1 protein-coding gene (only partly in view) is annotated in these 14907 nt (G+C 56.3%); it reads left to right on the plus strand.

Annotated elements, in window-relative coordinates; genetic code table 11:
- Positions 1–14907: the beginning of a putative Ig domain-containing protein gene (locus QCD60_RS02710; protein WP_279782189.1), read on the plus strand. It continues 15135 nt past the right edge of the window; only the first 14907 of its 30042 coding nucleotides appear in the window; the start codon lies at positions 1–3; the stop codon falls past the right edge of the window.

Genomic DNA, 14907 nt, shown 5'->3' on the forward strand with positions numbered 1-14907 from the left:
ATGTTGTGGCGTCATCTGTTTAATAAGAAAAAGTCCCCCTCCTCAACCGCTACAACAGATATTCCTCAGCCCCTCGGGCTTGCTCTCGAACCGCGTATGCTGTTTGACGGCGCGCTGGCGGCGACGGCTGCTACCACGACCGATACCAGCAGCTCCGCCGACGCCAGCAAAACAACCGATACGGCTCAGAATACCGATAGCGACAACGGCTCCTCACAGCACACCTCACAAGATTCCGACAGCCACGACGGCTCTGCCGATCTGACCGATACCGCGGTCGCCGGGGACAGCACACGCCGGGAAGTGGTGTTTATCGATACCTCAGTCACGGACTACCAGACCCTGGTGGATAACGTCCCCGCCGGGATGGAAGTCGTGCTGATTGATGGCAGTCAGGATGGCCTGAGCCAGATGGTGGACTGGGCCGAAACCCATTCAGGCTACGATGCCATTCATGTGCTCAGCCACGGCAGTGAAGGCGAAGTACAACTGGGTAGTTTCACCCTCGACAGCACCACTGCCGAGCTGCGTGCGGATGATCTGGCCAAGCTGGGGGCTGCACTGACAGACTCCGGTGATCTGCTGCTCTACGGCTGTGAAGTGGCCCAGGACTCCGGGCAGAGCTTTGTCTCACTGCTGGCACAGCTGACCGCGGCGGATATTGCGGCTTCGACAGACCTTACCGGTGCAGAAACATTGGGAGGCAACTGGAGTCTTGAGGACCATGAAGGAGATATAAACACCGAATCTCTCGAGTTCACGGACTTTCAGGATGTCTTGTCTACACCGACTGAAGGCACAACAGATTTTGCAACTTACGCAACTACCGCAGGTGGTTATAACCAGTTGGCCAGCGGTACAGATGGGGAAAGCTCATACAGCTATGCAGATCTGCTTGGTTGGACTGTCACTGGGGCATTAGACGCATCAACCGTAAACAGTGCATCTGATGCCATCATGGCGACGGAAAGCTCAGGGATATTCTATTTAGCAACACAAAACGGTAACACGGGTTACGACTACGTTTCGTTTACATCAAATGATGGCAAACTGTTTGATTTATCAAGCATTAGCGTAGACTTTTATGGCGCCTCCGAAGACCAGGCTAATCTCAACTCATATGACATTACAGTTGTTGGCTATCTAAATGGATCGGAGGTCGCAGGTGCATCATCGACTGTCTCCAATGTCACAGGAGATTATGGCTCAGGTAATTTTACTGATTTCAGCTCTCTCAATTTTACCGGCATAGATGAGATACGCATCTATGCCAGCTCTTCGGGAACGGTGAAATCTAGTCAGGGATTTATGTTTGGCACTATCGTTGCCACTAACTTCAGAAATGGCACTGATGCCACCTTTGACTTTGAAAGTGGCGTAACTGGCTATGGCACTAATACTGTCAATGAAACAGAACATGGAGCAACCCTGGTTGCCGTGTCCAGCGACTTCAATCTGGTCAGTTCATTAGACACCACGGGTCAGGCTGGCGAGCTCTCTACCGACTTTGGGACAGGCTTTGAAAGCAGCGTCACATTCAGTCTGTCCGATGGTCAGTCTTTCGACCTGTCGTCCATTTCAATTACCAACTGGGCTGAGAATGAGAGTCTGATCATTACCTCATCCAAGGGCTCTATTACCATCTCAGTGTCAGGTAACGGCTCACCCAATGTGCTGGATATCACCAATGACAGCAATGCCGCCTTTTTCCAGGGGATCACGTCCTTCACCATTACCGAAGATACGGCTGGTGAGAGTGATAACGGTTATGGACTGACCTTCGATAACATTCAGCTAACAAATATCACATCTGCCCCGCTTACTGACGCCACTTCCACCGTCACCGCAGGCGGTAGCAGCGAAGCCAGCATCCTTTCCACAACAGCCACCTCTACCGGCAATGCCACCCAGCTGCTGGACTTTGTTATTACCGATACCGGAGCCACCGACGGACTCACCACTACCATCAGCTCGTTTTATGTTGATGTCTCCGGCACCGCTACCGATACAGATCGAGCCAATATGGTGTGGCTGCTAAACGGTCCTGATGCCACCGATGTCGTCGGCACTTATGACTCGGCCACAGACCAGGTCACCTTCTCTGGCCTGTCTCTTTCAGTTGCAGACGGCGGTAACGAAACCTATACCGTCAGCGCCTACTTCAACGACAGTACCAGCTCCAGTGACATCAACGATGGTCGCACCGTTGTGCTGTCCGTCAATGCCGCCAACTTCACCACCGGTGGCAGTGGCTCCTCCATGGCCAGCAGTCAGTCAGACGTCACCAGTGGTAGTGGTGCCACCATCGATGTCACCGCCACTCAGCTGGTCTACTCGCAGTCGCCCTCCGGCACCGTCACCAGTGGCAGCACTTTCGGCACACAGCCTATCGTGCTGGCAGTGGATGCCCGCGGTAACGTCGATACCGACTATACCGGTTCCATCTCGCTGTCAGAAAATGCTTCAGGCGCTTTGAGCGGTACCACCACCGTTGCAGCAACGGCTGGTATCGCTACGTTTTCCGGTATCAGCTATACCGCATCAGCCGATCAGGAAACCTTCACCCTCGGCGCCTCTGCTTCCTCTCTGAATAGTGCTTCCAGCAGCACTATCACGGCAGATGTCGTAGCCACACAGCTGGTGTTCTCTACCGAGCCAACCCCTACCTCCATCGCCAGTGGCGCCAGCACCAGCTTTAGCACGGTACCCGTGATCGAAGCGGTAGATGCCAGTGGCATCGTAGATACCGGCTACTCCACCGATATCGTGCTGTCTGTCACTGACCCGAACGACGGCACTATCGACGGTACGGTCAACAGTCTCAGCGTCACCTCCGGTGATCAGGATGGCAGCGGCATCACGGTAACACTGAATGTATCATCCGGTGTGGCTACCTTCAGTGGACTGGCCATTCAGTACACCAACTCAGGCAGCTCCGAAAGCCTGGCTCTGCATGCTGCTTCTGGCTCCCTTACTGCGGTCAACAGCTCCACCATCACCAGCGTGATGAACGATACCCCCGTGATCGCCAATGTGGCTGGCGACTCCGTTGCCTGGGCTGGCGTAGGCAGCACAGTCGTGCTTGATGCAGGCGGCAACGCCACGGTCAGCGATACTGAGCTGGATGCCCTTAACAGTGGCAATGGCGACTGGTCAGGCGCCAGCCTGACCATACAGCGCTCGGGCAGTGCGTGGTCAGCGGATACCTTTGCGTTTGACCTGACAGGCGCCGCCTTCACCGTTTCCGGCAGCACGCTGCAAAAAGATGGCCTGACCTTCGCCACCTTCACCAACACCAATGGTGTGCTGACCATCACCTTTACCAGCTCCGGTACCACGGCAACAACGGCGCTGGTGCAGGATGTCATGCAGCACATCACCTACCGCAACGATACGCCCGCCGGTGATGCCACTATTCGCTTTACCCTGTCAGATGGCAGCAGTGCCACAACCGCCGACGTGACCGTCACCAGTGACACCATCTACGTCACCAATGCCACCGACAGTACATCCATCGATGTCAGTGATGGTGTCAGCTTCAGTGAAGCCATTGCGATTGCCGCCGCCGACAGCACAGGCACTCAGACTATCGTCTTCGACAGCAGTCTGGCCGGGCAGACACTGACACTGGCAGGTAATCTGACCATCAGCGAAAGCCTGACCATCGATATGGACAACGCCAGTGGTGTGACCATCGCCGGCAGTACGCTGACCCTGAGTTCAGGTACGACCCTGACATTCTCTAACGGCACCAGTGACACGGCGTCGATCAGCAGTTCGATCAGCGGCAGTGGCGCTCTGACCAAAAGTGGCAGTGGTACCCTGACACTGAGCGGTAGTAATGACTACAGCGGTGCAACCTCCATTAGTGCAGGCACGCTGATAGCCTCAGGCGGCTCTGCCATTGGCAATGACAGCGCAGTCACAGTCAGCAGTGGCGCAATCCTCACTCTGGCAGGATCAGAAATCATTGGCTCGCTGGCAGGCGCCGGTGACGTTGCGCTGGGTAGTAACAGCATTTACGCAGGACGTGACAACAGCAGCACCAGCTTTACGGGTGTGATGAGTGGTACCGGGGGTCTGATTAAATCCGGTAGTGGTACGATGACCCTGACAGGCAGCAACACCTTTACCGGTTCAGTACTGATCAGCCAGGGTGGCATAACTCTCAATAGCAGCTCGGGCACAGCACTGGCAGATACCGTCGCTGTGACACTGACAGGCAGCACTCTGACGCTGTCGTCTGCAACCGAAACCATCGGCGCACTGACAGGCGCCGGCAGCGTGAGCCTGGGTGCAAACACACTGACGGTCAACCAGAGCAGCAGTGGTACGCTGTCTGCAGCCATTAGTGGCTCTGGGAACCTGATCAAGACCGGTAGTGGCACCCTCACTCTTTCCAGTACCAGTAACTCCACTGGCTGGTCAGGTGGGCTGACCGTTAACGACGGTACCGTACTCATCACCAGTGACAGTAACCTGTCTGCCGGAACCATAACCATCAACGGTGGTACTCTCCAGCTCTCAGGCTTTACCGGAGGCACCGTCGACAACGCCATCTCCCTGGGCTCATCAGGCGGCACAGTTAATGTGAGCGGCGGCACCGGCGCGATTCTGTCCGGCAATATCACCGGTAGCGGCCTCCTGCACAAGACAGGCGGCAAGACACTTACCCTCTCCGGCACCAACAACTACAGTGGCGGCACTCAGATCACTGGTGCAGGTGCGCTGATCATTGCCACCTCCGCCAACATCGGCTCTGGCGGGATTACTATCGACTCTGATGCGACACTGGAGATTACCGCAGCCACCACGCTCAGCAACTCCCTCACGCTGGGTACAGCTGGTAGCACCTCGACTATTCAGACAGACAACACCGTTACCCTGTCAGGCAGCATTTCTGGCGACAATAAGACACTGACTAAAACAGGTAGCGGAACGTTAAGTTTGTCAGGAACAAACGACGGCTCCAGTTTTGCTACTACTGTCACGGCCGGCACACTCAGCCTGACCAACCATACCAATATCGGTACTGGCACCATTACGCTGGATGGAGGCACGCTGGCCAACACAGGAAGTGGGACCAGTGATTATCCTGACGCGGTAACCAACAGTACCTCATACGACATCCTGACCAATGCGATTGAGATCAGCAGCAGTGGCGGGACGCTTAGTGCAACTAATGCACAGTGGGTATTAACCGGCGCCATCACCGGCTCCGGTGCCTTGACCAGCAGTGGATCTGGCATTCTGTACATCAATAATGCCAGTTCCTTCACGGGCTCGGTTGCTGTAACCGCGGGCATATTGGGTGTGGGGGGAACAGGCACTCTCGGTAGTGGTCAGGTCACGCTCTCCAACGGCGCCATGCTGGATATTACCGGCAGCACCAAAACCATCAGCAACGACATTGTCCTGGCCAGCAGCGCTACCATCCTTACCGAAGGCTCACCGATTGCCGATGCAAGCGCCGTCTATACCCTGTCAGGGTCTATCACAGAATCAGGTGGCAGCAGAACGCTCACCTTATCTGACTACGGCTCGTCTAACGGTAACTCGCTCGTCCTTTCAGGTCACAGCAGCTTTAGCGGCGGTACTGTCATTTCCAGCGATACGACAGTAAGTGTTTCAGCTGACGACAGCCTTGGCACAGGCACTATCACACTGAGCAGTGGCGCTACCCTGGCCGTTACCAATGCGGCAACCTTTACCAATAATCTCACCCTGTCTGGCAGCGCTACGGTGCAAACAGATGCTGATACGACTATTTCTGGCACAGTCTCAGGCAGCACAAACACCCTGACCAAGACAGGCAGCGGCACTCTTACCCTATCTGGAACCAATACAGGCAGTGCGTGGAACGCCCTGATCGGTGCAGGAACGCTGTCGGTAGCCAGTGACAGTAACCTGGGTACGGGCGCCGTCACGCTTGCCGACAGCACGATACTGACTATCACTGGTGCTACGACCATCGATAACGCCATCAGTTTGACAGGCTCAGCGACTATCACCACTTCGGCAGATGCAACGCTGAGCGGCAACCTGTCTGGCAACACATTCACGCTAACCAAATCAGGAAGCAGTACGCTTACCCTTTCAGGCACCAATAACACCACTGGCACTGGCATCAGTGGTATTACGCTGGAGGCTGGCACACTCTCGGTAGCGAGCGACGCCAATCTTGGCAATGGTGATGTGGTGTTCAACGGCGGCACACTGGCCGTCACAGGCACCACAACCATCGACAATGCCTTCGAGTTAGGCGTCAGTCTCAATCCCGGTAACGGTTATATTTCTGTAGCCAATAGCGTCGCCGTTACTCTGTCTGACACATTGCTAGATGGCACAGGTACTCTGGAAAAACTGGGAGCGGGTACGTTAACAGTAGGTGCAACGACCATTTCGCAAAATGTTGGACTCAAAGTTACTGAAGGCACACTCGCACTTACCGATCCTTCCGCGATGGGTGGAGCAAGTGCTGGTGCAATCACTTTGAATGGCGGTACCTTATCCCTCTCCGGCGGCACACTAACATCCGGTGGCATCTTCGTTGATGCAAACTCGAATATCGAGGTCAGCGGCTCAGCCACCATTGCAGGCGTCATTGACGGATCAGCCAGTCTGACCAAGACCGGCAGCGGCGTCCTGACCATATCGGGCGACAACAGCAGCTATGATGGCACCATCACCCTGAGTAACGGTGTCATCATCGTCGGCAGCAACAATGCGCTTGGTTCTACGACCGGTGCAACCGTCGTATCAAGCGGTACTACACTGCGTATCGGCAACGGCCTGACCGTTGCCGAAAATCTCACGCTGTCCGGCACAGGTATTACCAGCATCTACGGTGCCCTGAAAATTAATGAAGGCTCAGGTACTACCACCGTCAGTGGCGACATCACTCTGGCCGCAGATACCAGCATCGGCGCCTTTAACGCAGGTGACACGCTGAACCTGACCGGCGACATTACCGGTGGATATTCTCTGACCAAGGTGGGCTCCGGTACCGTCAATCTGTCAGGAAGCAACAGCTATACCGGCACGACAACCGTCAGCACCGGCACACTCGCCATCGCGGGTGACGGTAGTCTGGGTGCTGGCGCTGTTTCGCTGGCCAGTGGTACCACCCTGGAGATCACGGGTGCCTCCACGGTAGACAACAACCTGGCCCTGACCGGCAGCACTGTTGTGCAGACTGATGCGAATGTGACCCTATCCGGCACTGTCAGCGGCTCGGGCTCATTAACGAAAACAGGCTCAAGCACCCTGACCCTGTCTAACAGCAACAGCTATACCGGCACCACGTCCGTACTGGCCGGTACATTGTCCATTTCATCGGATGGCAATCTGGGCGCAGACGCGGTCACCCTGAACGGTGGTTCGCTCACCGTGACCGGCTTCAGTGTCACCATCGACAACTCGATTGCGGTTGGCAGCAACGGCGGCTCGATCACCAATGCCAATGACGTCACGCTTTCAGGCACCCTCTCAGGCAGCAGCTCGCTCACTAAGGCAGGTGCCGGCACCCTCACACTGACTGCAGCCAACACCTTCAGCGGCACGACCACCGTATCAGCGGGTACGCTGGCGGGGACCACGTCGTCATTGACCGGTGACTACATCAACAATGCAGCGCTGATATTCAGTCAGAGCTCATCGGGAACGTATAGCGGCGCCATCAGTGGCACCGGCAGCGTTACCAAATCGGGATCAGGCAACCTGACGCTCAGTGGCGACAATAGCTATTCGGGCCTGACCACAGTGAGTGCAGGAACGCTGACCATTACCAGTAGCAATGCGCTGGGCAGCGACAGCTCAGGCACTGTTGTCTCCAGTGGAGCCACTTTAGCCATACAATCTTCACTCACACTGTCCGAGACACTCACACTCAGCGGTACAGGCGTGTCCTCTGCGGGTGCGCTGGCGATCAGTACCACAGGCGCTCCGTTCTCTGTCTCTCTGAGTGGCGATGTTACCCTGTCCGCCAATGCCGTCATCAGCGTAGGTTCCGATACAGCGTTGAATATGAGCGGCAGCCTTAGTGGCTCTGGCAACCTGACCAAGTCAGGTGATGGCCGCCTGACGCTTAACGGCGACAATAGCAGCTATGATGGCAACATTACTGCCAGTGCAGGTACGCTGGATGCTGGCAGCGATACCGCGCTGGGCAGCACCACCGGCACCACCACTATTGCCAGCGGAGCATCACTCAGAATCAACGGCCGAACACTGGCCGAGAATCTCACTATCAGCGGCGTTGGCGATGGCATAGGGGTAATCTCAGTCTCCGCAGGGAGCAGTTCATCGGTATTGACCGGCACCATCACCATGGCGGCAGACGCCACCATTTATGTTGAGGACACCTCATCCCTTACCGTCGGCGGTGTGGTTGCTGGTGCATTCGCACTGGTGAAAGACGGTAATGGCACCCTCACTCTGGAAGAAACCAATACCTATACCGGCGCAACCACCGTATCTGCAGGGACCCTGCAGGTCACCGGCGCGCTGGATGGTACTTCCACACTGACCGTCGCCAGCGGCGCTACGCTGGCAGGCACCGGTAGCATCTTCTCATCTTCTGGCACCTCCAACACTGCCACCATCAATGGCACTCTGGCTCCCGGTGAGGAAGGCTCTAACAATGACGTCGGCGCCCTGACCTTCAATGGCAATCTTGCCTTCGGTGACAACAGTACCTATTCGGTGGATATTGCAGGCGCAGACATTGGCTCGACTTATGATGCCGTTGCGGTCAACGGCACAGTCACCATCGGTACGGGCGTCACGCTGTCGGTTAACCACAGCTACACGCCGGACAACGGCGATGCCTATCGACTGATCACTAACGATGGCTCCGACGCCATCTCCGGTACCTTCTCGGGTGTGACAGAAGGCGGCACGGTGACTGCGGGAGGTAACTCCACCGTACTCACTGCTTACTATGCTGCTACTGATAACTTCAGCGGAGCTAATCTTGGCAGCAACGCTGACGCAAGCGGTGGCAATGAGTTCGCCCTGCAGGCTCCCATTGATCAGCCACCTACCCTTGACCTGAACGGCAGTAGCAGCGGCACAGGCAACAGCGTCGCTCTGGCAGATGCCATTAACGGCCTTGCAGATATTGCCAATGCGACTGTCACAGATGCCGCCGATGTATGGACCAACGGTACCCTGACTATTCAGCGAGTGACTTCGGGCGGGGTTGCCGATGGCAATGCCAACGACGTATTCAATTTCCTCAGCAGTGCCGGGCTGACCTTCACAGGCTCCATCAATCAGGGTAGCGATAGCAGCGGCACCGTCTCCGATGGTGCAACACAATTCGCCACCTGGAGCTATACCTCCGCGACCGGTGCGCTGGTCGTCACTTTCGATGCCAACGCCACCGCCGCTCGGGTACAGAATCTGGTACGCAGTATTGGTTACAGTAACGACACGCCTTATGGTGATACGACTGTCCGCTTTACCCTGACTGACCAGTTTGCCTCCAATGCGGTAACAGGCGATGTGACCGTCACCAGCTCCGTCATTTATGTCGATCAGACCGGCACTGACACTGACGGCGACGCCGCCGATGGCTTCTCCCTGCAGGAAGCACTGGCGCGAGGTCTAGCGCAGTCCGGTGCGGATACTATCAAGATCAGACTGGCCGATGATTCTGTCATTACTATCGGTGCCAATGCCTCCGTCGGCGCAGGCGATACGATCGACAGTACTGAGGCCAGAGGACTGACCATTGGCCAGTCAGTCGGTTCTGTTCGCTCACTGAAACTTCAGGGTGATCTGACCTTTACCGTAGCCACTGGCGATACGCTGACGCTGGCGGCGACCACAAAACTTGCGGACGACACCGCATCAACAGGCTCTGTCATCAAAACCGGTGAAGGTACGCTGGTACTGGCCGGCAGCGCTACTAATACCTACAGCGGCACAACATCGGTCTCCGAAGGTACATTGTCCATCTCAGATGCTGGCAAGCTGAGCAGCGGCGCTCTGACGCTGAACGGCGGTACGCTCTCAGTGACAGGTGATACCAGCATCGGCAATGCGATTGCGCTGGGGAGCAATGGCGGCACTCTGGATGTCGATACGTTACATACCGTCAACCTGACAGGAATCATCTCTGGCTCAGGCCCTCTGACCTCGAGCGGTGCGGGCTTTCTGACCCTCTCCGGTATCAACACCTACACCGGCACCACTACCCTTTCCAATGGCTCTCTGACCCTCAACGGCGGCAGTGCCATTGCTGACAGCGGGGCCATCAACGTCACCGGCGGTACCCTTGTGCTCGCGGACGACGAAACCATCGGTACGCTGACCAGTACCGGAGGCACCCTGACCCAGGCCGGGTTCACCCTGACCGCATCAGGCACCACCCTTGACGCCAGCGGTATGGATCGCTCCAGTGGCGATACCGGCACATTAACGACCAGCAACAATAGTGGCGTGACCATCAAAGGCACCCGTGGTGACGACATCATCATCGGGGGATCAGGTTCAGATACGCTTGAAGGCGGGGATGGCAACGATACGCTTTACGGCGGATCAGGAACCGAAGCCGATATATTGGACGGTGGCGCAGGAGACGACGTTTTCCGCTTTACCAGTTCCGCCTCCCTGTTCAGCGGCGTCACCAATCAATTCATAGATACTATCGCTGGTGGCGATGGCACAGACACGCTGCGTTTCGAGCCCGCCAGTACTTTCACATTCGGGTCTGCTTTGGATTGGACCACAGGTATCAGCGGCATTGAAAAACTCTCCAGCAATGCCAACTCCAGCACATTCAACATGACCTTCAAGGCCAATGCCTACAGCGAAGGGTTGCGTGAAATTGATTTCTCCGATGACACAAACAGCAGCGGCACCAATAACATTATTCTGAGCAACATCACTGGCGGCGGCATGGTGGTGACGGGTACCGCAGGATCAGATTTGATCAGAGGTGGCTCAGGGGCCGATACGTTAAGTGGTGGCAGTGGCAATGACACTATAGAAGGCAACGGCGGTGATGACATCATCTCTGGTGGTGCAGGAACCGACAGCCTTAAGGGCGGAGCCGGTAACGACATATTTGTCGGCACGGCAGCGGAGCTGAACGGCGATACTATCGTCGACCTTACGGCTGGTGACAGCATTCAGCTCACTGGTATTACCGGTCTGACTGCGGCCAACGTACGTATCAACGGCTCGACGCTTGAAATCGACACCGACTCAACCACCTTTGCCAGTCCGGAAGTCATTATCACACTGACGTCGATTCCAACAGCAAGTTTTGTCGTGACTACCACCAACGGTGGTGCCGATACGCTGATTACCTTGAACTCCCCACCCAGCTTTACCGGCCTGAATGGCGGTTCCACCTATACCGAGGATGGCACCGCTGTTGTTATCGACAGCAATGTCACCGTTGCCGATACCGAGCTGGATGTACTCAACAGTGGCCAGGGCAATTATGACGGCGCGTCGGTTACGATCAGCCGTAACGGCGGCGCCAGTGCAGAAGACCAGTTTGGCAATACCGGCCTGCTGGGAACACTGACTGAAGGCGAAACCTTCAGTTATAACGGCACGACAGTCGGTACCGTGACCACCAACTCAGCAGGCACGCTGACGCTCACCTTTAACACCGCTGCGACATCAGCCATTGTTGACTCTGTGCTGCAGGCTATTACTTACGCCAACACCTCACAGGATCCCTCCAGCAGCGTGACACTGAACTGGACGTTCAACGACGGCAGCGTCGACAGCACGGGCACCAATCAGGCAGTGATTGCCATCACCGCCGTCAATGATGCGCCTACGGATATTGCCCTCAGTAACGATACGGCCTCTGCCTGGGATGGCACTGGGGTTACCGTTGGCACACTGACGGCCACCGATGCAGATAACACCTCATGGACCTTCTCACTGGTCTCAGGTAGCGGTGATACCGACAATGCCTCCTTCAGCATTTCGGGGTCGACGCTCACAGTCAATGATCCCATCAGCATGGCGGCTGGTACCTATTCTGTTCGGGTACAGGCCGATGATGGCGCCTCAGGCACCTATGAAGAAGTCTTCACTGTTACCATCAGCGATGATCTGGTCGTCACCACCAGTGCGGATGAAGCCGCGAGTGGCACCTATGCAGCGGATCTGGCCGATGGCTCCGGTCTCAGCCTGCGTGAAGCGCTGTATTATGCGGGCAATCGGATTGCCAGCACAGGCGGTACGGTTACTATCGATTTTGCCTCAGGTCTGAGCAGCCAGACCATCACGCTGGGAAGTGATGTTTCTGTCGCGGACGGTATTATTTTTGATACCGATGATGCAGGCACCCTCACCCTCAGCGGCAGCAGCCTCGTACTTGCTGGCACTCTCACCATCAGCAATGCCAGCGCAGACACGCTGACCCTTAACTCCTCACTGAGCGACAACGGGTCCGTTACCTCCTCACTGATCAAGACAGGCGCTGGCACGGTGACCTTAAACGGCGCCAACAGTACGGCCAGTACCGGTCTGAATACCATCACTGTGCTCGGCGGTACGTTATCCATCGCCAGCGATGCCAATCTGGGTACAGGACTGGTGACCCTGGATGGAGGTACGCTGCAGGAGACAGTATCCACTACCATCGACAACACCCTCGCTGTTGGCAGTAATGGGGCAACCGTAACGGTCAATAGCGGCGTCACGGCTCTGCTCAGCGGCTCCATTGAAGGTTCTGGTGAACTTAACAAACTAGGTGCAGGTACTTTCAGCCTTGCAGGTTCAGATCATGCCGCTGCCGTCAGTGTCAGAGTTACGGAAGGAACACTGGGTATCGCCAGCTCGGCAGTGCTGGAAGAAGGCAGAAGTGTGACGCTGAATGGCGGTACCCTGGCACTGAATGTTACCTCTCCTATCGACGCCTCCATCATCGTTGAGCAGAACTCAACTATTTATGACGCCATTGGTGCGACCTTTGCCGGAGCCATTTCCGGCACCGCGAATCTGACACTGACAGGCGGAGCCACTACGACGCTCTCCGGCAGCAACACCCTGACCGGCGACTGGAATGTGGCAGCCGGAACTCTGGTGGTTGCGGGAGGAGCAGCAATAGACGATGACAGCACCATCACGCTGACAGGCACAGGCCATCTGGAAGTTGCCGGTAGTGAAACCATCGGGGCGATTCAGAGCAGCAGCTCAGCCAGCACAGACATCTCCATTGACTCAGGTGCCACACTGACACTCAATATTGCCAGTGGTTACAGCTCATTTGATGGCACTATCGGTGGTGCAGGCAATCTGACCAAAGCGGGTGCAGGTAGCCTTGAGCTTAGCGGTAGTAATACCTACACCGGCACCACCACTATCACTGCAGGTGAGCTGTATATTGAAGGTGGTTCAGCCATTGCCGACACCAGCGCGGTTACCGTCTCCTCTGGAGCATCGCTGCTGGTCTATCAGTTCGATGAGACCATAGGCTCTCTGTCAGGCAGCGGTACCGTCACCCTCAACGGTGGCTCCCTGACCGTGGGTGGCGACAACACCTCCACCACCTTCTCTGGCCAGATCGAGGCAAATGTCGATGGCGGTGATCTGATCAAGACCGGCAGTGGCACGCTGACACTGAGTGGCAGTAACAGCTACGATGCCACCACCGTCTCTGCCGGCACGCTGAGCATTGCCTCTGATGCCAACCTCGGCAGCGGCGGTGTGACGCTGCGCGATGGCACTACACTCCAGGTGACTTCTGCTGCCACTATCGATAACACCCTGACAGTGGGGCTGAGCTATCTCCAGCAGGAATCAGCCACGCTATCGACGCTGGCCGATGTAACCTGGTCAGGTAACCTCTCAGGTCTGGCGCAAACCCTGACGAAAACAGGCAGTGGTACTCTGACCCTGACCGGCACCAATAACATCAGCGGCTCTGGCATATCCACGCTGGTAGTCGGTGCAGGCGCCTTGCAGGTGGCAGAAGCCAATGATCTGGGTATCGGTGGTGTGAAGCTGGATGGGGGAAACCTGACGCTGGCAGGCACCGCGACCTTCGCCAACGGTATTACTCTGGTGCAAAACAGCACCATCACGGTAAGCAGCGGCATTACAGCTACGGTAAGCGGTGTCACTTCTGGCACCGGCTCCCTGACCAAGGCCGGTGATGGCACCCTGGTCCTGGCAGGCAACGGCGTCCACAGTGGGACAACCATCGTCAGTGCCGGCACCCTGACCCTGTCAGGCGGCACAGCGCTGTCCGACAGTAGTGTGGTAACCATTAATAGCGGTGCAACTCTGGCACTAAATGCTAACGAAACAGTGGGGTCGGTTTCTGGTGCAGGTACCATCGCTCTGGGCAGTGCTACTCTGGCTCTGGGTGGCAATAACACCTCAACCACCCTGTCCGGTTCAATTACAGGCATCGGCGGTAACATTACTAAATACGGAACCGGCACCCTGACCCTGTCTGGCAGCAACACCTATAGTGGTTACACTCGGGTTAATGCGGGCACCCTAAGCATTACCGACGACAGCAATCTGGGGAGCGGTACAGTCGAGCTGTATAACAGCACACTGGAAATTACCGGCTCGGGCACCATTGATAATGCGATTTATCTCATCCTGACCGACAGCACCATCAGTAATGCCAATGATGTGACCCTCTCCGGCGTCATCTCCGGCAGTGGCAATCTGGTCAAAACCAACTCCGGTGTACTGACCCTGTCGGGTAACAATGACTATACGGGTACGACCAGCGTGCTGGACAGCACTCTGAGTATCACTAACGATGGCAATCTCGGCAGTGGCTCGGTGTTCCTGGACGCTACTACCCTGACCATCACTGGCTCCGGTGCCACCATCGACAATGCCGTGGCGCTGACCAGCAACGGCGGTACGTTCAGCAATGCCAACACCGTCACCCTGTCCGGGGTGATCTCC

It is taken from the genome of Pokkaliibacter sp. MBI-7 (genome assembly GCF_029846635.1).
Classification (GTDB): domain Bacteria; phylum Pseudomonadota; class Gammaproteobacteria; order Pseudomonadales; family Balneatricaceae; genus Pokkaliibacter.